We start from the raw sequence: 22,311 nt of genomic DNA, 5'->3' as shown, positions 1-22,311 counted from the left end.
CGCGCGCCCATTCTCCCCGGATATGCTGGTCCAGTACGGCGCGACATGGGGAACGAGTCCCCGGACGCGCCCTGGCCGCCGCTATCCGGGCTTCCCCCCTGCCGCGATCCCCTCTCGGTTCATAATCGGGTAAGTTGTGGTGTGCGCCAGCGCACATTCGGCGCGCAGCACACGTGCCATTGAATTCCCAACGCGATCGCCGCGGCTCGCCCGGCGGTCAATCCTTGGGAGACGTGCATGGCCGATCATAGCCTGATGGATGTCGAACCTCCGCGCCGCCCTCGGCGTGGCCCACCGCCTCGGCTCTATGTGATCGCCCGGCAGTCGCCCGTTCCCTGGCTGCGCGTGCGCCGCCTGGGCGAGGCGGACCGCGCGGCCCTACTCGCGCATTTGCAGGGCCTGGCCGCGGCGGAGCGGAATGCGCGCCAGCGCGGCAGCCTGGACGAGGCGGCGATCACCGCCTGCTGCGAGGCGATCGACTTCCGCTCGGCCGTCATCTTCGGTGCGATCGCGGGCAATGCCGTGATCGCCGCCGCCTGCGGCGCGCCGGGGACGGAGGATGCGGAGGTGGTGGCGACCGAGGATGCCGCGTACCGGCAGCGCGATCTCGGCCCCATGCTGGTCCAGCAGGTCCTCGGGGTACAATCGGCGACGGGCTGCACCGGGACGATGGGCGAGGCAGGCACGGCGCTGCTCGCGCTCATGCGCCATCTTGGCGGTCGCGTCACTTGGCGGTCTGAGGAGGTCGCGGCGCTCGCCTGATGCTCCACCTTCCGGCATCCGGGCCTGCGGCAGGCTGCCTGCCGGCCCCACCGCCGCGCGCCGGGCGGGGCAATCACCTCTCCCGGCCGCGGCGGCGGATCAGGCCGCGGCCGGCGGTTCCGCCGCCACCACCACGCCCTCGGCCGAGAGCGCGGTGATCTCGGCGGCGCCGTAGCCCGCCTCCGCCAGCACCTCGGCATTGTGCTCGCCCATCCGCGGCGGCTGGCGCCGCAGCGTCACCCGGGCGCGGTCCTCACCGAATTCCAGTGGCAGGGCCGGCAGCCCGACCTGCGCCCCGCCGCCGAGCGCCGAGATCGCGGTCTGCAGCAGCCCGCCCCCTGCCAGCAGATGCGGGTCCTCGAACAGGTCGGCCGGCTTGCCGACCGGGGCCCAGGAGATGCCGGCACCCTCGCAGAGCCGCTCGACCTCGGCCTGGGGCATGCTCGCCAGCGCCTCCTGCAGCGCCGGGATCAGCCAGGCGCGCTCCTTCGCACGCTGGGCATTGGTGGCGAGGCGCGGATCCTCCGCGAGCTGCGGCAGCCGGAAGTCCCGGGTGAAGCGGGCCCATTGCTGGTCGCTGGTGACGCCGATGAAGAGCTCGCCATCGGCGGTCCGGAAGACGTCGTAGATGCCCCAGGCGCCGCGCCGCGCCGGCATGGGCGGCGGCGGCTCCCCGGTTGCGGCCGTGCCCGCCATGTGGCTGCCCATCAGGAAGACCGCGCTCTCGAAGAGGGAGGAGCAGACACGCTGCCCCTGCCCGGTCGCATCCCGCTCCCGCAGAGCCGCCAGGGTCGCGGTCACGCCGAAGACCGCGCCCAGGATGTCGATGACGGAGGCGCCGGCGCGGAGCGGCCGGCCCGGCGGGCCGGTCATGTAGGCGAGGCCGGACTGGAACTGCACCACCTCGTCCAGCGCCGGGCGGTGCTCATAAGGCCCGGCGAGGAAGCCCTTCAGCGCCAAGTAGACCAGGCGCGGATTGACGGCGCGAAGCTGCTCCCAGCCGCAGCCGAGCCGTTCCATGGTGCCCGGGCCGTAATTCTCCAGGACGATGTCGGCCTGCGCGACGAGGCGATGCGCCGCCGCCTGCCCCTCGGGCCGCTTCAGGTCCAGCGCCAGGCTGCGCTTGTTGCGGTTGAAGGTGGCGAAGAAGCCGGAGGCGAAGCCGGGCAGGCGCCGCGTGTGGTCGCCGGCCGGCGCCGGCTCCACCTTCACCACATCGGCGCCGAGATCGGCCAGCAGCAGCCCGGCGCAGGGCCCCATGATGGTGTGGCTGAACTCCAGGACACGCAGGCCCCTCAGCGGCTGGGGACTCACGCTCCGCGCCTCCGGGGTCCCGCCGCCCTGCATCGCCGGATATCCCTCCGGCGCTCCACGATCGGACGCGCTCATGCCGCCTTCCGCCGGAAGGCGTCGAGGCTGCCGGCGCGCAGCAGCTCGGAGGGGAGCTGGTGGCCGACGATGCGCTCGGCCAGCCGCCCGACCTCGATCAGCGCGTCCAGATCCACGCCGGTCGCAATGCCCATCTCCTCGCAGAGCAGCACCAGCTCCTCCGTGCAGATATTGCCGGCGGCGCCCTTCTGGCCGGCGAAGGGGCAGCCGCCGAGGCCGCCCACCGTGCTGTCGAATTTCGTCACGCCGAGCTTCAGGCCGGCATGCGCATTGGCGACCGCGAGGCCGCGCGTGTCATGCAGGTGCAGGCCGATGCGAAGCTCCGGCCAGCGCTCCCGGACCGCGCCGATGCCGCGCTCGATTCGGATGGGCGTCGCCCAGCCCATGGTGTCGGCCAGCGAGACATCGGTGATGGCGACGCCCGCCTCCTCGGCGACGGCGAGGCCATCGGCCACGGTCCGGACCACCTGGGCCGGGGAGATATCGCCCTGGTAGTTGCAGCCGAAAGCCGCCATGACGCCGATACGCGTCACCGGCAGGCCGGCCGCGAGGTGCACCGCGGTCTGCTTCCGCATCGCCTCCAGGTTCTCGGCATGGCCGCGATTGAGGTTCTTGCGGGAGAAGGCATCCGAGGCGGCGAGCGAGATGGAGCCGGCCATGGTGAGGCGATCGCGGAAGGCGAGCGCCCGGTTCAGCCCGTTCTCATTGAACCAGAGCGCGGCATACTGCACCCCGGGCCTCGGCCGGAAGCCGCCCGCCACGGCTTCGGCATCCGCCCAACCGGGGACCAGGCGCGGGTTCACGAAGGAACAGATCTGGATGTGCCGCAGGCCGGTCTCGGCCAGCGCCTCGATCAGCGCGATCTTGTCGGCGGTCGGGATCGGCCCGGGCTCGATCTGGAAGCCTTCGCGCGGGCCTTCCTCATGGATGTCGACTTGGGCGGGCAGATCGGACACGGGCGTCCTCCGGCAGCGTGATCTGGCCGGGAGAGTGACGCGGCGCAGGCCGGGGCGCCAGGGGGCGCCCCGCATCCGGCGGGGCCCGTCTTGCCGCCTCGCCCTGCCCCCGGCACAAGGCGGGGGAGCCAGGAGGAGACCGAAGGATGAGCGCCGCCGTGAAGACCCGGGACGAGGGCAGCCTGCCCACCCTCTCGATCAGCGGCAGCCGCGCCACGCTGCACCTGAACCGGCCGCAGGTAATGAACCGTATCCAGCCCGAGGACATCACCGAGGTCCTGCGCCTGCTGGCGGAGGTGGAGGGGAACAAGGACATCCGGGTCCTGGTCATCGCCAGCACGGGCAAGGCCTTTTCGGCCGGCGCGCATCTCGGCGACATGGCCAAGCAGGCGGAAGCCGGCGGGATCAAGGACACCGGCGGCGCCGGCTTCGAGGACATGATCAACCGGCTCGAGATGCTGATGATCCCGACCATCGCCCGGCTGCATGGCGGCGTGTACGGGGGCAGCACCGATCTCGCCCTCGCCTGCGATTTCCGGGTCGGCGTGACGCCCGCGACCGTCATGTTCATGCCGGCGGCCCGCATCGGCGTGCATTATTACGAGAGCGGGCTGCGGCGCTACGTCTCCCGCCTCGGCTTCAACAATGCCAAGCGGCTGTTCATGCTGGCGGAGGAGCAGAGCGCCGAGGAGTTGCTGCGCATCGGCTACCTGACCGACCTGGTGACGCCCGACGCGCTCGATGCCCGGATCGACGCCATCGCCAACCGGCTGGGCGAGCTGGCCCCGCTGGCGGTGCAGGGCGCCAAGCGGGCAATCAATGAGATCGGCCACCAGGCGCTCGATGTCGCGGCGCTGGAGGCGCGGATCGCGGTGGCGAAGGACAGCGAGGATATCCGCGAGGGCTTGGCGGCCTTCAAGGAGAAGCGGAAGCCGGTCTTCAAGGGGTGGTAGGGCAGGTCACTCAACCGCAATTCGCCATGCCTGGCCTTGACGCGGGCATGCTGCGGAAAACCTCTGGTCGGGTGACGGGCTGCCCGGCCCGGGTCCTGAGACTCGGGGCGGCGGGGCGCCGCCCCAGGAGATGCAGTGGCCGGATGGGGCCCGGATACGGATCGATGACGGCCTGACACATTGGGCGGGGTGGCGTGCCGGGAGGACGGGCGCGACCGGGACGAGGAAACGATGGACGAATATGATTGTGTCGTGGTCGGCGCCGGCGTGGTGGGGCTCGCCGTCGCGCGCGGCCTGGCCCTGGCGGGCCGCGAGGTGCTGGTGCTCGACGCCGCCGAGGGGATCGGCACCGAGACCTCCTCGCGCAACTCGGAGGTCATCCATGCCGGCATCTACTACCCCGCCGGCAGCCTGATGGCGCGCACCTGCGTCGCCGGCAAGCACATGCTCTACGACTACTGCCGGGAACGCGGGATCCCGCACTCGAATTGCGGCAAGCTGATCGTCGCGACCGATGAGGCGGAGGCGGAGAAGCTCACCTCCATCCAGGCCCGCGCCGCCGCCAATGGCGTCCCCGACCTGGCGCTGCTGACGCGGGAGGAGGCGCTGGCCATGGAGCCAGAACTGCACTGCACCGCGGCGCTCCACTCGCCCTCCACCGGCATCATCGACAGCCACGCCTACATGCTCTCCCTGCAGGGGGATGCGGAGAATGCCGGCGCGGTCTTCGTCTTCCATGCGCCCGTCACCGGCGGCCGCGCCACCGAGGCGGGAGTCGTCATCGAGGTGGGTGGCGCCGAGCCCATGGCGCTGCGCTGCCGGACGCTGGTGAACGCCGCCGGGCTGCATGCCCCGAAGCTGGCGCGCGCCATCCATGGCATGCCGAGCCAGCTGATCCCGACCGCCTACTACGCCAAGGGCAACTACTTCACCCTGACGGGGCGGAACCCCTTCTCCCGCCTGATCTACCCGGTCCCGGTGCCGGGCGGGCTCGGCACCCATCTGACCATCGATCTCGGCGGCCAGGCGCGCTTCGGGCCCGATGTCGAATGGGTGCAGGAGATCGACTACGAGGTCGATCCGCGCCGCGGGGACAGCTTCTATGCCGCCATCCGCCGCTACTGGCCGGCCCTGAAGGACGGCGCGCTGGCGCCCGGCTATTCCGGCATCCGACCGAAGATCGTCCCGCCCGGCGCGCCGGCGCAGGACTTCACGGTAATGGGCCCGAAGGAGCATGGCCTGCCCGGCCTGATCCATCTGTTCGGGATCGAGAGCCCGGGGCTGACCGCCTCGCTGGCCCTTGGTGAGCTTGTGCGAGACGTGACCGGCCTTGGGTGAGAAGTTCGGGAAAAGTCTCAGTAAAGCGCTGTAAGCTCCTGAAAATATGGCGTTCCCTGCCTCAGTTCTGCCTCGCACTTGTCATCGGACCGTGCGAGAAGGACAGGTGCCGCCGAGGCATGACTCGGCGGCAGACTGCACAGGGATTCGCGCGTGCCGCACCGTCTGGACCTTCTGACCTATCTGACGGGTGAGCCCGGCCCCGGCGTCGCCAGCCCCCGGGTGGGCGATCCTGTGGAACTCCGTATCCTGCAGGGTGGCCGCATGATCGAAGCCTATTCCGCGGCCGGCCAGCGCCTGGGCCGGCTGCCGCCGGCCGAGCGGGACGTGCTGACGGGGCTGCTGCCGGCCGGCCGCCTCTCCTTCTCCGGCCGGATCGCCGCCCTGATCCCGCGCCTGCGGCAGGAGGGTGCCGGGCGCATCCATATCCAGGTCAGCGCCGGATAGGTCGCGGCCTCGCCAGCGGCCTGCTGGCGGCCCGGCCTCAGGTCCCCGGCCGCTCCGCGTTCGGGAAGAAAAGCCTCTCGCCCCCGATCCGGTAATCGCTGATCGCCGCCTGGCCCGGCGGCCCGACCAGCCAGGCGACGAAGCGTTCGACCTCCGCCGCCTTCACATGCGGGTGGCGCACCGGACTCACCGCCATCACCCCATATTGGTTGAACAGGTGCTGGTCGCCCTCGACCAAAAGCCGCAGGGACTGCCGGTTGCGAAAGGCCAGCCAGGTGCCGCGATCGGCGAGCAGATAGGCCTCCTGTGCCGCCGCGGTGTTCAGCGCCGGCCCCATCCCCTGCCCTATCTCCCGGTACCAGGCGCCGCGGCCGGTCGTTGGGTCAAGTCCCGCCGCCTGCCACAGCCGCAGTTCCGCCGCATGGGTGCCGCTGCGGTCGCTGCGGGAGACGAAGGGCGCCCGCGCCGCCGCGATCCGCCGCAGCGCCTCCGCCGTGTCGCGCAGGCCGGCAATGCCCGCCGGGTCGGCGGCCGGGCCGAGCACGACGAAGTCGTTGTACATGACGGCGCGGCGCGGCCCCCCGAAGCCCTCGGCGACAAAGCGCTCCTCCGCCGCCCGGTCATGCACCAGCACCACATCCGCATCGCCGCGCCGCGCCACGTCCAGCGCCTGACCGGTGCCGAGCGCGACCACGCGCACGCCAATGCCGGTCGCGCGGGTGAAGGCCGGCAGCAGATGGGCGAAGAGCCCTGACTGCTCCGTGCTGGTGGTGGAGGCCAGGGTGAGGAACCGCTCCTGCGCGGCGGCCGGCCGGGCGATGAGCAGCGGGAAGGCGGCCAGCAGCGCACGGCGCGGCATCAGGATCATGAAGCAGCAGATGTGGCCGGCAGCGCCTGGCTGCAATGCCGGTCACGCTTGACGCCAGGCATACACCTGCCGGATTTTGCCGGCCTATGCCGGATGTCCTGACCTTGCGGGAGGCCGCCGCCTGGCTCCGCCTCTCGGAACGCTCGCTCTATGCGCTGGCGCGGCAGCGCCGCGTGCCGGCGGCGCAGCTCGGCGGCAAGTGGCTCTTCCCGCGCGCCCTGCTGGAGCGCTGGCTGGCCGCCCAGGCGGACCCGCCGGGGGTGGAGCACCGCGCCGCCCCGCTGCCGATCCTCGCCGGCAGCCATGACCCGCTGCTCGATTGGGCGGCGCGGCAATCCGGCTGCGGCCTGGCACTGCGAGGCGGCGGCAGCCTCGATGGGCTGGAGGCGCTGGTGCGCGGCGAGGCCATGGTGGCCGCCCTCCACCTGCTCGATCCTGACAGCGGCACCTTCAATGAACCGGCGGTCCGCGCGGCGCTCGCCGGGCGGGGCACGGTCGGCCTGGTCTGGGCTTGGCGGGAGCAGGGGCTGATCGTGCCGCCCGGCAATCCCCTGAATCTGGCCACGGTCGCCGACCTGGCGCGGCCGGGTCTGCGCGTCATCGGTCGGCAGCGCCGGGCCGGCAGCCACGCCCTGCTGCTGCACCTGCTGGCGGAGGCGGAGCTGCGGCTCGACCAGCTCGGCTTCCTGCCGGAGCCGGCGATGGCGGAGGACGAGGTCGCCGCGGCGGTGGCGGAGGGCCGGGCGGAGGCCGGCTTCGGCATCCGGGCCGCGGCGGCCTCCCGCGGGCTTGGCTTTGTCCCCCTGCTGAAGGAACGCTTCGACTTGGTGATGGACCGGCGCGACTATTTCGAGGCGCCGCTGCAGGCGCTACTGGCCTTCACCCGCAGCCCGGCCTTCGCGGCCCGCGCCGCCCGGATGGGCGGCTACGATGTCATGCCCACCGGCAGCATCGCCTTTAGCCTGTAGCCGGGCAGGCTCTCCCGCCGCGCAAACCTGCGAAGGTCTGCCCGGCGGAACTTTGCCCGGGGCGCCCCCCGCCCCTCACCCGCCCGGCAGTTGTGTCAGCGCCCGGCTCTCCAGGTAATCCAGGCGCGCGGCCTGATCGTCCGCCCGGCAGACCATCAGGCTGCAGATGCCGACGGCCTCGGCGCCCGCCCCGGCAGCGAGGCCCGGCTCGATCGAGATCAGGAGATCGCCGCCGCTCCCGGCCGGCACGATCAGCATGGCGAAGAGCCGCTCGCCCGCCCGCGCGTCGAAACGCTGCAGGATCGGCGGCAGCCCGCCTTCCCGCCCCGCCCGGAGGCCAAAGCGGCAGGCTGCGTCCGGCGCCTGGACCTCCAGATAGACGCGCAGCGCCGCCGCCTCGGCCTCGGGCGGCAAGGGCAGACGCAGGCGGCTCTCGCCCGGCCGGGCCCAGACTCCCCAGGGTTCGAGCGCCGACCAGCCCGGGCCCTCGCGCAGCGCGTCGGCCACGGCCATGGCGGGCAGCGGCTCCGGCCCCGGCAGCAGGCGCAGCGGATGCGCCTGGCCGAGCGGCAGGTCGAGCCGCGCGAGCGGCGCAGGCAGGCCGGAGACCGAGCCCGCGGCGGCATCGCGCACCACCTGCCCGGCAATCTCGGCCCAGGAGCGAAGCCGCACCTGCTCGGCGATCCGCGCCTCCAGCCGCTGCCGGTGATCGGCATCCGAACTCAGCGAGCGGACCTGCTCGACCAGATCCGGCTCGCTGTTCGGCGCGAAGAAGACCGCGCCGGCCGCGCCCGATTCGCGTAGGCCGGAGTGGCTCGGCACCAGCGCCACCTTGCCATGCGCCAGGCTCTCGGTGACCGGCAGGCCCCAGCCCTCGTAGAAGGAGTTGTAGAGGGTGAAGAGACAGGCGCGGTACAGCCCCTCGAGCACCGTGTCCGGCACATCGTGCAGCAGGTGCACCTTGGCCCGCAGGATGGGCGAGCGGGCATGCAGCCTGAGCGCCTCCTCCGCCAGCCAGCCCTGCTTGCCGACGCAGACCAGGTCCGGCACTGCCTCCGCGCCGAAGCGCCGCACCAGGGTCAGCCAGGCCTGGAAGACCAGCAGATGGTTCTTCCGCGATTCGATGGTGCCGACATTCAGCACGAAGGGCCGGCCGTCGCGCAGCAGGGCGGGCAGCGGCGCCGCCTCGGGCGCCGCCGGCGCGGCATCCAGCCGCACGACATGGCAGGGGATCTCGCGCGCCGGCAGCACCGAGCGCGACAGGCGGCGGAAATCCTCCCGCGTGCAGTCGGAGTTCACCAGCACCGCATCGGCATGCAGGCAGAGGCCGGCGAACCAGCGGGCGAACTCGTCCACCAGCTCCTCGGCGCAGTGTTCCGGCACCATCAGCGGGATGCAGTCATGCAGGAAGGGGACATAGCGCAGGCCGAAGCTGGCCTTCGCCTCCCGCACCCGTCGCAGGTATTCGGGCAGCCACCAGGAGGTGCCGAGATTGACCAGCGTGCTGCCGGGGGCGAAGTCCAGCGCCGTACCGCCGCGCAGCAGCGCCTGCACCGCCTCCACCGCCTCCCGCCAGTCCGGGTCGGTGAGATCCGTCCCGGTCGCCGAGAGCGCGGCAAGGCGCTGGAAGAGCTCGGCCGGTACCGGCTTCCAGGCGCCCGTCGCCGGGTCGAAGGCGGTCACCGCGACCGGCGCCGTCCCGCCGGCCGAGAGCGCCTCCCGGATGATGTTCAACTGGACGCGCTGGATGCCCGTGGGTGCGCGATTGCCTCGGAAATAGTCGAGCAGGTCGGAAGCGTCGAAGACCAGCATGGTGCCGGCCGGAAGTGAGGCCGGCTCGGCCGGGACGGGTTCGGTCGGGGCGGGTTCGGCCTGCACCGGTTCGGAAGGCACGGGCTCAAAAGGCAAGGGCGCCTCCGGCAGGTCGCCCGCCATCAGCTCGCGCCGGGCATGGACATTGCCGGGGTCGAAGGTCAGCGCCATGGCATAGGCCCCGAAAGCCTCCTCCGGCCGACCGAGCAGCTTCAGCGCATGGCCGATCTGGAGCTGGATGTCGCTGTCCTCGGGCTGCAGCTTCTCGGCTTCCCGGTAGCAGAGCAGGGCGCCTTTGGGATCGCCCGCCTCCTTCAGGCAGTGGCCGTACTGAACCAGGATGGCCCAGTCCCCGCTGCACAGGCGAAGGTAGCGGGCATAGGCCTCGGCTGCCTCCTGCCAGGCCCTCTGGTCGCGCAGCCTGTCGCCGTCCTGCCGCAGACGATCGGCCTTGGCCGCGGCGTCGTCGAGAGGCGCGTCGAGTGCTTGCATTTCCATGCGTCAATTCCGAATCTGAAAGACCGAAAACAAAATATCGCGAAACACGCGAAAGCGGGAGGAGACGGGTGTGATGCCGGACGGTGAATGAGGCGAAATGCGTTGCCGCTTAACTAATCGTGAATGTCATGCAAACAGCATCGCCGCGCCGAGAAGCGGCGACAGGAGCACCAGAATGGCGGCAACCCGCAGCATGAGCACCGCCAGATCGACCAATCGCAAGGCCAGCCATCCGCGCACCGGCAAGACCGCCGCGCTCCCGCCAGCGATCAGCCCATCCATCGGTTCGGAGGATCGTGCCACAGCCCTGCCTCGCTTCGTTTGCGCGATAAATCTATGCTCTTTATCGCGCAGAAAGCGATATCTGTACATAACGGGATGCCAAGACGTGAAGAAGACAGCGGCCGGCCATCACGCTCCGGCGAGCCCTCACCCCGCTCCTGAGGTCAGAGCATGAGCCGGCCGTCGCGCATCTTCCTCGACGGGTACAATCTGGCGCTCGACCAGGGCACCGGGGTCGCCACCTATGCCCGCAACCTCAGCTTCGCCATGGGCCGGCTCGGCCATCAGGTCGGCGTGCTTTACGGCACCCGGGCGGCACCCTCGGCCAATCCGCTGATCCGGGAGATCGCCTTCTTCGACGAGCGGGTGGGCGCCCCGCCGAAATGGCTCGTCGCCCTGCGACGAACGCGGCGGATGCTGCGCGCACCGATCGGCGAACTGGCGGTGCCGGTGCCCATCACCGGCCAGGTCGTTGCCACGACCTTCCGCGACCGCCTGCCGCATTTCGACGAGATCTGGAACTGCCAGGACCTGTTCCAGCAAGCCTATGTCCACCAGTACCTCTTCAACGGCCGCCTCAGCGTATCCGTGCCGAAGCAGCCGCGGCTGATGCATTGGACCTACCCGCTGGCGCTGCGCCTGCGCGGCGCGCGCAACATCTACACCATGCACGATCTGGTGCCGCTGCGGCTGCCCTACACCACGCTCGACAACAAGCGCCGCTACTTCCGGCTGAACCGGATGCTGGGCCAGCGGGCCGACCACATCGTCACCGTCTCCGAGGCCTCGAAGCGCGACATCATCTCGCTGCTCGGCGTCCCGGAGGAGCGGGTGACCAACACCTACCAGGCGGTCGACATCCCGCGGAAGTTCAGGGATGTCCCGCCGCAGCAGGTGCAGGCCGAGATCGACGGCAGCTTCGGCCTGACCGCCGGGCAGTACTGGCTGTTCTTCGGCGCGATCGAGCCGAAGAAGAATGTCGGCCGGCTGATCCAGGCCTATCTCGCCAGCGGCGTTCCGGGGCCGCTGGTCATCGTCGGCAAGAAGGCCTGGAAGTCGGAGGAGGAACTGCGCCTCCTGCACGACGACCATGTCCGCTACCTCGCGCAGGAGGGATCGATCCTGCGCACCCGGCACCGCGTCATGATGCTGGACTATGCCCCCTTCCGCCTGCTGGTGAACCTGATCCGCGGCGCGCGGGCGGTGCTCTTCCCTTCGCTCTATGAAGGGTTCGGGCTGCCGGCGCTGGAATCCATGCTGCTCGGGACCCCTGTCATCACATCCAATACCGCCTCCATGCCGGAGGTGGTGGGCGATGCCGCGATCAAGGTCGATCCCTACGACGTCTCGGCCCTGGTCCAGGCGATCCAGGCCCTGGACCGCGACGCGACGCTGCGCGCCCGGATGGCCGAAGCCGGGCCTCGCCAGGCGGCGCTGTTCAGCCCGGAGCGCTATGCGGCGCGACTAGAGGCGCTTTATGCACGGCTCGGCGTCCCGCCGGTCGAGCGCAACGCGGCACCCGCGGAGGCCCGGCTGGCGGCCGAGTAGCAAGGGGCGTCCCGGGGCTGGCGCGCGCCTGCCTGGCGGGCCAGGGTCGCGGCGCGTAAAGGACGGTTTGATGAGCGAAGAATGCAGGGCAGGACGGTGCTGGGACGCGGCCGACCTGATCGGCGGCGAGGACCATGATTTCGTCGTGGACCTCTATCTGGCGGTGCTGCGGCGCTGGCCCGATCCGGCCGGCTATCGTCGCTACCTTGAGCAGGTCGCCGGCCGGCCGGAGCGTCGGCTGGAGGCACTGCGCGAGGTTGCGGGCTCGGAGGAGGCGGCACGCGCGGGCACCCGCGTCGCCTTCGGGGCCGCCCCCCTCCTGCCGCCCGGCCCGACGCGGGCGCTCGCCATCTCGCTCGCCATCCGGACCGAATGGCTGCGGGAGGAGCAGGAACGGCACCGGCAGGCCCTCGGGGAGTTGGGCGCCGCCCTGCTCACCCCCGAACTGATCGAGGCCCGCGACGCCGCCCTGCATTTCGAGATCAACGCCCTGCGGCGCGAGGTCACGGACCGGCTGGACGGGCTTCTCGGGCCGGCGACCAGCGATGCCGGCGCGGCACGGGAGGCGGCCATCCAGGCGGTCTCCCGCCTTGTCGCCGAGCATGTCGCCGACCGCGTCGCGGCGCAGCAGGCGCAGATCGAGCATCGCTTCCGGGCGCTCGAGGCGCGCCTCCTCGCGCTCGAGGCGCGGCGCGGCGCGTGAGCGCGCCAGCGGCTTCCCTGCCCGGCCTCGTCGTCTTCACCCCCCTGCCGCCGACGCGCTCCGGCATCGCCGACTACGCGGCGGAACTGCTGCCGGAACTGGCGCGCGCCTTGCCGGTCGTCGCGGTGGTGGCGGCCCGGGCGGATGTGGTGGCACTGCCGGGCGTCGAGGTGATCGCCGTGCCGGACTACGAGGCACGCGCGGATCTGCGGCACTGGCCGCATCTGCACCAGGTCGGCAACAGCCTCGACCACGCGCATGCCTTCGCCGCGGCGCTGCGCCGGCCCGGCATCGTCACCCTGCACGACCCGGTGCTGCACCATCTGGTGGAGGCGCTGACGCTCGGCCGCGGCAACCCGGCCGGCTATGAGGCGGCGCTCGTCGCCGAACATGGGGAGGCCGGCCGGCGGGTCGCGCGGCTGCGGCAGCGGGGGATCTTCGATCCGGCGCTGCGCTTCCTGATGCCGCTGCACCGCCAGGTGCTGGACCGGGCGCATGGTGTGATCCTGCACAGCCGCTTCGCCGCCGGCCGCGTGCACCGGCCCGGGGGACAGGCATCCGGGCCGCCGCTGCGTGTGGTGCCGCACCACCTCTCCCCCGCCGTCGCGGCGCTGGACGGACTGCGCCAGGCGGAGGCGCGGGAGCGGCTCGGCCTGCCGCCAGCGGGACCGGTCCTGCTCTCCCTTGGCCATGCAACGCCGGCCAAGCGGATCGGGGTGGTGCTGGAGGCGGTGGCGCGGCTGGCGGATGAGTTCCCGGATCTGCTGCATGTGGTGGCCGGCGCGCCCGACCCGGCGCTCGACCTTGCCGGGCAGATCGAGCGGTTGGGGCTCGGCGCGCGGGTGCGGGTCACCGGCTGGCTGACGGAGGCGCAATTCCTGCTGCATGCCCGGGCTGCGGACCTGCTGGTGAACCTGCGCTGGCCGATTGCCGGCGAGAGTTCCGGTGCGCTGGCGCGCGCACTCGGGATGGGGTTGCCGGCGGTGGTGGATGATGCCGGCCCGGCTGCGGAGTACCCGGATGCAGCGGTGGCGAAGCTGCCGCCGGGGCCGGAACCGGCGACACGGTTGGCGGGGCTGCTCGCGGCATTGCTGAGGGATCCGGCCGCGCTGGCGGCGCGTGGGGTCGCGGCGCGGGCGCATCTGCGCCGGCATTGCAGCCTGGCCGGATCGGCCGCTGCCTACCTCGCCGCGCTCAAGGCCTGGGGTGGCGGTGGGACGCGTTCGGGGCCGACAACCGGGTCGCCCTACAGCGGATTGCGTTCCTATCTGAACGCCAAACCTCTGTAGATCACGGATTGCGGAGCAGATTGACGCGCCCGGGCCTTCACGCCCGTCCGCGATCTGCCCCGGCATTCCTCTCGCCCTGCGGTTCGCGTCCCCCGGGCCGCCGGGGGACGTTCGCGATCGGCTCCGAGAGCAGGACCATCCCCGGCAGCATCCGAAGGATCGAGTCGTCCTGCGTCTTGGACAGGGGCACCATCTCTGCCGCGGCCCCCACATGTCGTCAGACAGAGTCGGGGGCAGCTACAAGCTCTGGTGCCTACACCCTGCCTCTCGTGGCAGGTTCCACACATCCGCGCGAGCAATCCGGGAAGGGGGTGGTTTTTCGCTTATTGCGCGCAATTTTGATCAAATCATCAACCATCGCGCAATAGTGAGCCGGAGCAGGGAGGCAGTCCCATATCTGGGTCGCGCAAACGCGATCAAACATCGCGCTTATGCGATCGGCCTGCCCCCAGGGGCGCGGCCTGGAGTGTGGAGACGGGCGATGATGAAAGCGGGGGAAGGTCTCAGGGTCCTGCTGGCGGAAGATGAGGCATTGGCCGCCGCTGTCCTTGCCGATGCGTTGGCCGAAATGGGCCATGCGGTGGTGCACGCCGCGGATGGCGAGACCGCTTTCGGCCTCGCCAGCGCCGTGCCCTTCGACGTGCTGGTCACCGACCTCGCCATGCCGCGCATGACGGGGCTGGAACTGATACCCCGGCTGCGTGCCGAGAACCCCGGCCTGCCGGTGGTGGTGATGACCGGCTATCTCTCCGATGAGGCGGCGCGGATGCTGGCATCGCCGGCAATGGGGCCGACGGCGCTGTTGCTGAAGCCCTTTCCTCTCGGCCAGTTGGCCGCGGCGCTGGACCGCGTCGCGGCGCTGCGCGCCCCACAGGTCTGCCTGCCCGTCGCACGACCGCTGACCCTCGGCCAGGGCACCGTGCGGCTGGCATGAGTGTCCCCCGCGGCGGCCGGGCTACTGTGCCAGGAGGCCGCGGATGCGCTCCGTCAGCGGCGCCATGCCGACCACGCCGTTCAGGTGGCCGAGCGTGCCGCCAACCTCCGCCACCTCCACCTGCTTGCCGGCCTTCTGCAGGACATCGACGAACTCCCGCACCCCCTCCAGCAGGAAGACGCGGTCGGTCGGTGCCGGCACCACCAGCCAGCGCCGCGCCGCGCCCTGCATCGCCGTGGAGAGGTCCGGATAGTCGTTCAGGAAAAGCTGGTTCGCCCGCACCATATAGAGGAAGGAATTGGCATCCGAGGTGCGAGCACGGGCCAGCGCCGCATCGTCCAGCCATTTCTCGATCGCGAAGCGGTCGCCGATCCGCCGCGCCGGATCCTGGCCTTCGGGCAGCTTGCGGTCGAATTGCCGCGCCCAGGGCCGGTCGCGGGCATGCAGCGTCACGATCTTCCAGGCCTCGGCCAGGCCGCGCAGCGGCGGCTCGCGCCCCTGGCCGTAGTAGTCGCCTTCCCGCCAATTCGGGTCGAGCCTGATCGGCGCTTCCCAGATGTCGAGCCAGCCCTGCATCCAGGCATCGATCTCGGCCGAGATCACGGGCATCACGCGCTGCACGAAATCGGGGTAGGCGGCGGCCCATTCGATGCTTTGCAGCCCGCCATTGGACGGGCCAGCGACCAGGGCCAGCCGCTTCACGCCGAGGCTGTCCAGCAGTTTCTTCTGCACCTCGACGAAGTCGCGCATGGCGATCACCGGGAAGCTCATGCCCCAGGGCCGGCCGGTATCGGGGTTGATGCTGGCCGGGCCGGTGGTGACGGTGTTGGCGTCCGGCACGTTGACATTCACCAGCGTGTCGGCCGAGACCACGAAATAGTGGTCCGTGTCGATCGCCTTGCCCGGGCCGATGATGGCATCCCAGTAGCCGGCCGGGCCATTGGCCGAGAGCCGCCCGAAGGCTTGGCTGTTGCCGCTGAAGAAGTGGCAGATCAGGACGGCATTGTCCCCGGCCGCGTTCAGGCGGCCCATGGTCTGGTAGCCGATGCGGGTGTTCTTGATGGTGGCGCCGCCGCGTGTCTGGAAGGCCCCCGCCTCGAAGACCCGCTTTTCCACCACCTCCTGCGCCGCGGCCGGCATCGCATAAGCCGCGGCCAGTACACCCGCCGTGGCCAGCAGGCCTCGCCGTCCGATCATGCCTCGGTCTCTCCCTGCTTATGGAAGCGCCATGCTGCGGGGCGATCATGGCCGCAACAAGACGGCGGATGACAATTGGTCCATGCAGCGCCGCGCAGCCCCCTTGGGCCTTGCCAATGGTGCGTCTGGCGGCGCCCCTCACAGCGCGACATAGGCTCGGCACGCCTCACGGCGCGGAATAGATCCGGCGCGCCTCACGGCACGAAATAGCTCCGGCCCGCCTCACGGCGCGACGCCTGGCACCGGAAAGGCGCGAGCCCTGTTTCGGACCGCGCCTCACTCTCTCCTGAGACCAGCATGAAGCCTCGGCGCCCGTACCGGCCATGGCGGCACCGTTGCGCCCGTGCCGTGGCCCCGCTTAGCCTTGCTCCCGCTGGCGCCGTGTGGTGGCGCGCCGACCGACCCGCCCCCTGGGTCGGCTGCCCGCCTGAGCGGCGCGCGGCCTGCCTCGGGGAGAGACTAGCGGGCCGGCCCTGCGCATGGCGACGGGCACACAAGAACGGGGGGTTGCGAACTTGATGACGTTTTCGTTGCTGCTGGTGATCGTGCTGGGGGCGCTCTCGATCGCCTACGGCGTGGTCACCGCCAAGCAGGTCATGGCGCTGGATGCGGGCAGCGCCCGGATGCAGGAGATCTCGAAGGCGGTTCAGGAAGGCGCCTCGGCCTATCTCAAGCGGCAGTACACGACCATCGGCATCGTCGGCGCGGTGCTGTTCGTCCTGATTGTCGTCACGCTCGGCATCCCGGTCGCGATCGGCTTCCTGATCGGCGCGGTGCTGTCCGGCGCGGCGGGCTTCATCGGCATGAATGTCTCGGTGCGGGCCAATGTGCGCACGGCGCAAGCCAGCACCCAGTCCCTCGCCGCGGGCCTCGATGCGGCGTTCAAGTCGGGCGCCATCACCGGCATGCTGGTGGCCGGCCTCGCCCTGCTGGGCGTTGCCGTCTACTTCTTCATCCTGGTCGTGCTTGTCGGCCATGCGCCGAACAGCCGGCCGGTGATCGACGCGCTGGTGGCGCTCGGCTTCGGCGCCTCCCTCATCTCCATCTTCGCCCGGCTCGGTGGCGGCATCTTCACCAAGGGCGCCGATGTGGGCGGCGACATGGTCGGCAAGGTCGAGGCCGGCATCCCAGAGGACGATCCCCGCAACCCCGCCACCATCGCCGACAATGTCGGCGACAATGTCGGCGACTGTGCCGGCATGGCGGCCGACCTGTTCGAGACCTATGCGGTGACCATGGTCGCCACCATGGTGTTGGCCGCCATCGCCTTCCCGGCCGACACGCTCCATCTCGGCATGCTCTATCCGCTGGCAATCGGCGCGGTCTGCGTGGTCACCTCCATCGCCGGCACCTATTTCGTCAAGCTGCCGGCCAACAACTCCATCATGGGCGCAATGTATCGTGGCTTCGTGGTGACGGGCGTGCTGTCGCTGGTGGCGCTGCTGCCGCTGACCTACCTGGTCTTCGGCACCGGGACCATCAGCGCCGGCGGCGCGAGCTTCGGCGCCTTCGCGCTGTTCCTCTGCGGCGTCGTCGGTCTGGCGGTCACCGGGCTGATCATCTGGGTGACGGAATACTACACCGGCACGGATTTCCGCCCGGTGAAGGCGATTGCCGCAAGCTCGGTGACCGGCCACGGCACCAACGTGATCCGCGGTCTCGCCGTCTCGATGGAGAGCACGGCGATCCCGGCGCTCATCATCATCGCCGGCGTGCTGATCAGCTACAACCTGGCGGGGCTCTACGGCATTGCCATCGCGGTGACGACCATGCTGGCGCTCGCCGGCGTCGTCGTCGCGCTCGACGCCTTCGGCCCGGTGACGGACAATGCCGGCGGCATCGCCGAGATGGCCGGCCTGCCGAAGGAGATCCGCGTGACCACCGACGCGCTCGACGCGGTCGGCAACACGACGAAGGCCGTCACCAAGGGGTATGCGATCGGCTCGGCGGGCCTTGGCGCGCTGGTGCTCTTCGCGGCCTATACCCAGGACCTCAACTTCTTCGTCCAGAACGCGGCGACCTATCCCTATTTCCAGGGCGTCGGCGCGCTCACCTTCAGCCTCTCCTCACCCTATGTCGTCGTCGGGCTGCTCTTCGGCGGGGCGCTGCCCTTCCTGTTCGGCGGCATGGCGATGACGGCGGTCGGCCGCGCGGCGATGAGCGTGGTGGAGGAGGTGCGGCGGCAGTTCCGGGAGAAGCCGGGCATCATGGAAGGCCGCGACCGGCCCGATTATGGCCGCGCGGTGGACATCCTGACCAAGGCGGCGATCCGGGAGATGATCATCCCCTCGCTGCTGCCGGTGCTCGGGCCGCTGGTCATCTATTTCGGCATCAGCGCCATCGCCGGCAAGGCGGCGGGCTTCGAGGCGCTGGGGGCCATGCTGCTCGGTGTCATCGTCACCGGCTTCTTCGTCGCAGTCTCCATGACCACCGGCGGTGGCGCCTGGGACAATGCCAAGAAATACATCGAGGAAGGCCACCATGGCGGCAAGGGATCGGACGCCCACAAGGCGGCCGTGACCGGCGACACGGTGGGCGACCCCTACAAGGACACCGCGGGGCCGGCGGTGAACCCGATGATCAAGATCACCAACATCGTGGCGCTGCTGCTGCTGGCGATCCTCGCCCATAGCTGAGCGCTGGAGCGGATCGCAGAGGGGCGCGAAGCCGCCCCGAACAAGGAGTTACAGCGGATCGGCGTCCGGGTCTGAACGCCAGTCCGCTGTAGAGCGGCGAAACGGAAAAGGCCGGCGGGCTGCCCCGCCGGCCTTTTCTCACGCGCGGTGCCGATCGCCTCAGCGGTCGGGCTTGCCCTCTGCCGCAGGGGGTGGCGCGGGTGCAGCCGCCTCGCGCTCGGCCTTGCGCCGGGCGACGGCCTCGTCGCGCTCGCGCTGCTTCTCTGCCTGCTTGGACTGCTTGCCGCGGTTCACTTCGGCCCGCTGCTGGCCGTAATTCGGTCGACGCGCCACGCCAGGCTCCGCTCAGGAGAAAACGGAAGGCGGGCCACCGCGGAGCTGGCTCTCCAGCACCACGCGCTCATGCCCGTCCTTGTGCTTCACGCGATATTCGCGGTCATGGTCCGGCCCAGGGAGTTGCCGCACCACGGTGTAAGGGCCACGGGGGATGTTGCCGTCGAACCGGTGCGGGACGAATTCGACCTTCTGCCCGACGCTGAAGCGATGCGGTGCCAACATGGGAACTCCTGCCCTTGGGGCTGCGGAATGGGCCAGGCAAGGGTCGCCCGGGGCCGCAGCCGGCCCCCGGGCGAGCTTGGCCAGCCTCAGTCGAGCTTCAGGTTGCAGGCGGAAAGCTTGCCCTGCTGGCCGCGCTGGACGTCGAAGCTGACGCGCTGGCCGTCATTCAGGCCAGACAGCCCGGCGCGCTGGACGTCCGAGATATGGACGAAGACGTCGGCGGTCCCGTCCTCGGGCTGGATGAAGCCATAACCCTTGGTTGCGTTGAACCACTTCACGGTGCCGTTTGCCATTGTGGCGATTCCATCAGGCATGCGTTCCGCGCCACGCCGGTCGTGGTGCGGGCCAATCTGCCTATGCGGGACGGACACCAGGCTCGGCGCTCACGCATGAGCAGACGAAACGGACCGAACCAGACGAGTTGACAGTTGCACCATGCGCCCCGCAGGCAACGAGCACAATGCCAATCGGCCAAGGTCACGGGCATGGGATGCAGGCGCGCTCAGGCTTCCGCCACATGGCGGTGCGCAGGCCGGATCCACCCGATTGTCTGGCAGAGGGCCGGACAGCCCCGGCCGCCAGGGTCAGCGGTAACGCAGTCGCTCCGGAATCGGCAGGCCGAGCCGTGCCGGCACCTGCCAGATCTCCCGCACCTTGCGCAGCGTGCCGAAGCCGACGGCGTGATAGTTGGGAAGCGCACGTGGATGGTCGGCGGTGCAGGTATTCACCGTCAGGCCGCGTGGATGCTCCGCCCAGGCGGTATCCACGGCATGGCGCAGGAAGGCACGGCCAAGCCCGAGCCCGATTGCATGCGGCATCAGCCCGAAATAGGCGAGGTTGGTGAAGGGGCGGTTGCGCCGGTCCAGTTCGTAGAAGCCGGCCGGCTCACCATGCTGATACAGCACATGGATGGTGACGCCGCGATCGGCGAGGATCGCGGCGAGGTCCGCATCCGGCAGGGTGCGGCGGAGCCACCAGACATAGTCCTCGCCCACCGTGCCGTAGAGGTAACGGTAGAAGGCGACGCTGCAGCGCGTGGCCTGCACCACCTCCGCCCCAGGCGGCAGGGCCGGGCCGGGCTCCTCCGGCGCCTCGTCCATGCGGAGGAAGGTCACGTCGACCGCGACCGGGATGATCGTCTCGGACGCCATGCTCACCGCCACCGGTGGCCCCCTCCCCTGTCACTATCCCCGCCACGGCATGGCATGGCGGGGCAAATCAGGCCAGAGGCCGGGCCTAATTGTCCAGGAAGCTGCGCAGCTTCCGGCTGCGGCTGGGGTGCTTCAGCTTGCGCAGCGCCTTGGCCTCGATCTGCCGGATGCGCTCCCGCGTCACGTTGAACTGCTGCCCGACCTCCTCCAGCGTGTGGTCGGTGTTCATGCCGATGCCGAAGCGCATGCGCAGCACCCGCTCCTCGCGCGGGGTCAGGCTGGACAGCACCCGCGTGGTTGCCTCGCGCAGGTTGGACTGGATGGCGGCATCGAGCGGAATGATCGCCGCCTTGTCCTCGATGAAGTCGCCGAGATGGCTGTCCTCCTCATCGCCGATCGGCGTCTCGAGGCTGATCGGCTCCTTGGCGATCTTCAGAACCTTGCGGACCTTCTCGAGCGGCATGCCAAGCTTCTCCGCCAGCTCCTCCGGCGTCGGCTCGCGGCCGATCTCGTGCAGCATCTGCCGGCTGGTCCGGACCAGCTTGTTGATCGTCTCGATCATATGGACCGGGATGCGGATGGTCCGGGCCTGGTCGGCGATGGAGCGGGTGATCGCCTGCCGGATCCACCAGGTGGCATAGGTGCTGAACTTGTACCCACGGCGGTACTCGAACTTATCGACCGCCTTCATCAGGCCGATATTTCCTTCCTGGATCAGGTCCAGGAATTGCAGGCCACGATTGGTATATTTCTTGGCGATGGAGATCACGAGGCGCAGGTTGGCCTCGATCATCTCCTTCTTCGCCTGGGTCATGTCCCGCTCGCCGCGCGAGACGGTGGCATAGACCCGGCGGAACTCGCCGATCGGCAGGTTGGTGTCGTTGGCAATGACGGACATCTGGGCCCGCACCGCCTCCACATCGTCGCGCGAGCGGGCGATGAAATTCACCCAGGCCTTGCCCTTCAGCTTGGACAGGCGCTCGAACCAGCCGGGGTCCAGCTCGCTGCCGCGCCAGTGCTGCAGGAACTCCTCGCGCTTGACCTTGCTGGCCTCGGCCAGGCGCAGCACCTGGCCCTCCAGCGCGGTCAGCTTGCGGTTGAGCTGCTTGAGCTGCTCGACCAATTCCTCGATGCGGTTGTTGTGCAGATGCACCTTCTGCACGAGGGAGACCAACTCGGCCCGCGCCTTCTCGTAGGTCTTCTCCGACTTGCCGGCCAGGTCCTCGCCCGCCGTATAGGCCTCCATCCGCTTGTTCTGCAGCTTCTGCAGGCGGGAATAGGCGGCCTCGATCGCCTCGAAGGCGGCCAGCGCCTCGGGCTTCAGCTTCTCCTCGAGCGCGGAGAGGGACAGGCCGAGGCCCTCGCCCTCCTCGCCCTCCTCGAACTCCTCGGGCTGCTCGGTCGGGCCGCCATCGGGCGTGTCGGCGGCGTTGGTCGCCTCCAGATCGATGACGTCGCGCAGCAGCATGCGGCCTTCCTTGACCGCCTCATGCCAGGCAATGATCGCCTTGAAGGTCTGCGGGCTCTCGCAGAGCCCGCCGATCATCATGTCCCGCCCCGCCTCGATACGCTTGGCGATGGCGATCTCGCCCTCGCGCGAGAGCAGCTCGACGCTGCCCATCTCGCGCAGGTACATCCGGACGGGGTCGTCGGTGCGGCCGAGGCTCTCCTCGTCCACATTGCCGCCGCCCTCCTCGTCCTCCTCCTTCTCCTTGTCCTCGGAGGCAGGCTTGGCGGCCGCCGCGGCCTCCCCATCCTCGCTCTCCTCGGCATCGACCACGTTGATCCCGAGGTCGCTGAGGGTCGCCAGATGGTCCTCGATCACCTCCGAGGAGACCTGGTCCGACGGCAGGGCCGCGTTCAGCTCGTCCACGGTGACGTAGCCACGCTCCTTGCCGCGGGCGATCAGCTTCTTCACCGCGGCCGACTGGATATCGATCAGGACACCTTCCACTGCCTCATCGCGGCTCTCGACCGTGTCCGTGCCGCCAGCGACCTTGCTCGCCATCCCGTCCGCTCCAT

The 22,311-nt window shown here is 70.2% G+C and carries 21 protein-coding genes; 10 read left to right on the top strand and 11 right to left on the bottom strand.

The genetic code is table 11. The annotated features are described in order from the left end of the window. The first annotated feature begins 237 nt into the window (after positions 1–237). The gene (locus LHA35_RS18125) at positions 238–762 is read left to right on the top strand and encodes a hypothetical protein (protein ID WP_226610621.1); all 525 of its coding nucleotides are present in this window, start codon (positions 238–240) and stop codon (positions 760–762) included. Between the two features lie 99 nt (positions 763–861). Here LHA35_RS18125 and LHA35_RS18120 read toward each other — a convergent pair whose 3' ends face one another. Beyond that, the gene (locus tag LHA35_RS18120; protein ID WP_338050918.1) at positions 862–2,151 is read right to left on the bottom strand and encodes a CaiB/BaiF CoA transferase family protein; all 1,290 of its coding nucleotides are present in this window, start codon (positions 2,149–2,151) and stop codon (positions 862–864) included. Further along, positions 2,148–3,107, bottom strand: coding sequence for a hydroxymethylglutaryl-CoA lyase (locus tag LHA35_RS18115; RefSeq protein ID WP_226610619.1), 960 nt, complete (start codon positions 3,105–3,107; stop codon positions 2,148–2,150). The genes LHA35_RS18120 and LHA35_RS18115 overlap by 4 nt, the downstream gene beginning before the upstream one ends. A 146-nt stretch (positions 3,108–3,253) precedes the next feature. Here LHA35_RS18115 and LHA35_RS18110 point away from each other — a divergent pair, with 146 nt between their 5' ends. The 3 genes from LHA35_RS18110 to LHA35_RS18100 all read left to right on the top strand — a co-directional run bounded on the left by LHA35_RS18110 (position 3,254) and on the right by LHA35_RS18100 (position 5,845). Further along, a complete protein-coding gene (locus LHA35_RS18110) occupies positions 3,254–4,060 on the top strand; it encodes an enoyl-CoA hydratase/isomerase family protein (RefSeq protein ID WP_226610616.1) in 807 nt (268 codons plus the stop codon). A 231-nt stretch (positions 4,061–4,291) separates the two neighbouring features. Continuing rightward, positions 4,292–5,398, top strand: coding sequence for an NAD(P)/FAD-dependent oxidoreductase (locus LHA35_RS18105; protein WP_226610613.1), 1,107 nt, complete (start codon positions 4,292–4,294; stop codon positions 5,396–5,398). A gap of 153 nt (positions 5,399–5,551) precedes the next feature. Beyond that, positions 5,552–5,845, top strand: a complete 294-nt coding sequence (locus LHA35_RS18100; RefSeq protein ID WP_226610611.1) for a hypothetical protein — start codon at positions 5,552–5,554, stop codon at positions 5,843–5,845. 37 nt (positions 5,846–5,882) lie between these two features. Here the strand turns inward: LHA35_RS18100 and LHA35_RS18095 are convergent, their stop codons facing one another. Then, positions 5,883–6,713: a substrate-binding domain-containing protein gene (locus LHA35_RS18095; RefSeq protein ID WP_226610609.1), complete on the bottom strand. Its 831-nt coding sequence runs from the start codon at positions 6,711–6,713 to the stop codon at positions 5,883–5,885. Positions 6,714–6,799: 86 nt separating this feature from the next. Between LHA35_RS18095 and LHA35_RS18090 the strand changes: the two genes are divergently transcribed. Then, the gene (locus LHA35_RS18090; protein WP_226610606.1) at positions 6,800–7,681 is read left to right on the top strand and encodes a helix-turn-helix transcriptional regulator; all 882 of its coding nucleotides are present in this window, start codon (positions 6,800–6,802) and stop codon (positions 7,679–7,681) included. A 75-nt stretch (positions 7,682–7,756) separates the two neighbouring features. Here LHA35_RS18090 and LHA35_RS18085 read toward each other — a convergent pair whose 3' ends face one another. Both LHA35_RS18085 and LHA35_RS18080 read right to left on the bottom strand, forming a co-directional pair. After that, entirely contained in the window at positions 7,757–9,991 is a 2,235-nt protein-coding gene (locus tag LHA35_RS18085) for a glycosyltransferase (RefSeq protein ID WP_226610604.1), read from the bottom strand. A 126-nt stretch (positions 9,992–10,117) separates the two neighbouring features. Then, positions 10,118–10,273 (bottom strand): hypothetical protein, encoded by a 156-nt coding sequence (locus LHA35_RS18080; protein WP_226610602.1) that lies wholly within the window; start codon positions 10,271–10,273, stop codon positions 10,118–10,120. Positions 10,274–10,444: 171 nt separating this feature from the next. On the opposite strand from LHA35_RS18080, the gene LHA35_RS18075 reads away from it, so the two are divergent. From LHA35_RS18075 to LHA35_RS18060, 4 genes are all read left to right on the top strand, one after another. Beyond that, the gene (locus LHA35_RS18075) at positions 10,445–11,821 is read left to right on the top strand and encodes a glycosyltransferase family 4 protein (RefSeq protein WP_226610600.1); all 1,377 of its coding nucleotides are present in this window, start codon (positions 10,445–10,447) and stop codon (positions 11,819–11,821) included. A 70-nt stretch (positions 11,822–11,891) separates the two neighbouring features. Further along, entirely contained in the window at positions 11,892–12,524 is a 633-nt protein-coding gene (locus tag LHA35_RS18070) for a DUF4214 domain-containing protein (protein WP_226610598.1), read from the top strand. Continuing rightward, complete coding sequence (locus LHA35_RS28995; RefSeq protein ID WP_226610597.1) at positions 12,521–13,813, top strand: glycosyltransferase; 1,293 nt, start codon at positions 12,521–12,523, stop codon at positions 13,811–13,813. The genes LHA35_RS18070 and LHA35_RS28995 overlap by 4 nt, the downstream gene beginning before the upstream one ends. Before the next feature lie 481 nt (positions 13,814–14,294). Further along, positions 14,295–14,747: a response regulator gene (locus LHA35_RS18060; RefSeq protein ID WP_226610596.1), complete on the top strand. Its 453-nt coding sequence runs from the start codon at positions 14,295–14,297 to the stop codon at positions 14,745–14,747. 21 nt (positions 14,748–14,768) lie between these two features. Here LHA35_RS18060 and LHA35_RS18055 read toward each other — a convergent pair whose 3' ends face one another. Then, positions 14,769–15,944 carry an E22 family MetX-like putative esterase gene (locus tag LHA35_RS18055; RefSeq protein WP_226610595.1) on the bottom strand — a complete coding sequence of 392 codons (1,176 nt, stop codon included), beginning with the start codon at positions 15,942–15,944 and terminating at the stop codon, positions 14,769–14,771. Positions 15,945–16,462: 518 nt separating this feature from the next. Here LHA35_RS18055 and LHA35_RS18050 point away from each other — a divergent pair. Continuing rightward, positions 16,463–18,580, top strand: a complete 2,118-nt coding sequence (locus tag LHA35_RS18050) for a sodium-translocating pyrophosphatase (RefSeq protein WP_226610594.1) — start codon at positions 16,463–16,465, stop codon at positions 18,578–18,580. A 159-nt stretch (positions 18,581–18,739) separates the two neighbouring features. Here LHA35_RS18050 and LHA35_RS18045 read toward each other — a convergent pair whose 3' ends face one another. From LHA35_RS18045 to rpoD, 5 genes are all read right to left on the bottom strand, one after another. Then, complete coding sequence (locus tag LHA35_RS18045; RefSeq protein ID WP_226610593.1) at positions 18,740–18,913, bottom strand: hypothetical protein; 174 nt, start codon at positions 18,911–18,913, stop codon at positions 18,740–18,742. A 12-nt stretch (positions 18,914–18,925) separates the two neighbouring features. After that, entirely contained in the window at positions 18,926–19,138 is a 213-nt protein-coding gene (locus LHA35_RS18040; protein ID WP_226610591.1) for a hypothetical protein, read from the bottom strand. Positions 19,139–19,224: 86 nt separating this feature from the next. Then, positions 19,225–19,431 carry a cold-shock protein gene (locus LHA35_RS18035; protein ID WP_226610589.1) on the bottom strand — a complete coding sequence of 69 codons (207 nt, stop codon included), beginning with the start codon at positions 19,429–19,431 and terminating at the stop codon, positions 19,225–19,227. 291 nt (positions 19,432–19,722) lie between these two features. Further along, positions 19,723–20,289, bottom strand: a complete 567-nt coding sequence (locus tag LHA35_RS18030; RefSeq protein ID WP_264185630.1) for a GNAT family N-acetyltransferase — start codon at positions 20,287–20,289, stop codon at positions 19,723–19,725. An 85-nt stretch (positions 20,290–20,374) separates the two neighbouring features. Beyond that, positions 20,375–22,297, bottom strand: a complete 1,923-nt coding sequence (gene rpoD / locus LHA35_RS18025; protein WP_226610586.1) for an RNA polymerase sigma factor RpoD — start codon at positions 22,295–22,297, stop codon at positions 20,375–20,377. Between the last annotated feature and the right edge of the window lie 14 nt (positions 22,298–22,311).

The organism is Roseicella aerolata (assembly GCF_020523605.1).
Classification (GTDB): Bacteria; Pseudomonadota; Alphaproteobacteria; order Acetobacterales; family Acetobacteraceae; genus Paracraurococcus; species Paracraurococcus aerolatus.
This window is presented reverse-complemented; position numbering and strand designations above follow the sequence as displayed.

Excerpts from the sequence above, each read along its gene's own strand:
- LHA35_RS18125 (WP_226610621.1), top strand. The coding sequence starts at position 238 with ATGGCCGATCATAGCCTGATGGATGTCGAACCTCCGCGCCGCCCTCGG.
- LHA35_RS18120 (WP_338050918.1), bottom strand. The coding sequence starts at position 2,151 with ATGAGCGCGTCCGATCGTGGAGCGCCGGAGGGATATCCGGCGATGCAG.
- LHA35_RS18110 (WP_226610616.1), top strand. The coding sequence starts at position 3,254 with ATGAGCGCCGCCGTGAAGACCCGGGACGAGGGCAGCCTGCCCACCCTC.
- LHA35_RS18105 (WP_226610613.1), top strand. The coding sequence starts at position 4,292 with ATGGACGAATATGATTGTGTCGTGGTCGGCGCCGGCGTGGTGGGGCTC.
- LHA35_RS18095 (WP_226610609.1), bottom strand. The coding sequence starts at position 6,713 with ATGATCCTGATGCCGCGCCGTGCGCTGCTGGCCGCCTTCCCGCTGCTC.
- LHA35_RS18090 (WP_226610606.1), top strand. The coding sequence starts at position 6,800 with ATGCCGGATGTCCTGACCTTGCGGGAGGCCGCCGCCTGGCTCCGCCTC.
- LHA35_RS18085 (WP_226610604.1), bottom strand. The coding sequence starts at position 9,991 with ATGGAAATGCAAGCACTCGACGCGCCTCTCGACGACGCCGCGGCCAAG.
- LHA35_RS18080 (WP_226610602.1), bottom strand. The coding sequence starts at position 10,273 with ATGGATGGGCTGATCGCTGGCGGGAGCGCGGCGGTCTTGCCGGTGCGC.
- LHA35_RS18075 (WP_226610600.1), top strand. The coding sequence starts at position 10,445 with ATGAGCCGGCCGTCGCGCATCTTCCTCGACGGGTACAATCTGGCGCTC.
- LHA35_RS18070 (WP_226610598.1), top strand. The coding sequence starts at position 11,892 with ATGAGCGAAGAATGCAGGGCAGGACGGTGCTGGGACGCGGCCGACCTG.
- LHA35_RS18060 (WP_226610596.1), top strand. The coding sequence starts at position 14,295 with ATGATGAAAGCGGGGGAAGGTCTCAGGGTCCTGCTGGCGGAAGATGAG.
- LHA35_RS18055 (WP_226610595.1), bottom strand. The coding sequence starts at position 15,944 with ATGATCGGACGGCGAGGCCTGCTGGCCACGGCGGGTGTACTGGCCGCG.
- LHA35_RS18050 (WP_226610594.1), top strand. The coding sequence starts at position 16,463 with ATGACGTTTTCGTTGCTGCTGGTGATCGTGCTGGGGGCGCTCTCGATC.
- LHA35_RS18040 (WP_226610591.1), bottom strand. The coding sequence starts at position 19,138 with ATGTTGGCACCGCATCGCTTCAGCGTCGGGCAGAAGGTCGAATTCGTC.
- LHA35_RS18035 (WP_226610589.1), bottom strand. The coding sequence starts at position 19,431 with ATGGCAAACGGCACCGTGAAGTGGTTCAACGCAACCAAGGGTTATGGC.
- LHA35_RS18030 (WP_264185630.1), bottom strand. The coding sequence starts at position 20,289 with ATGGCGTCCGAGACGATCATCCCGGTCGCGGTCGACGTGACCTTCCTC.
- rpoD (WP_226610586.1), bottom strand. The coding sequence starts at position 22,297 with ATGGCGAGCAAGGTCGCTGGCGGCACGGACACGGTCGAGAGCCGCGAT.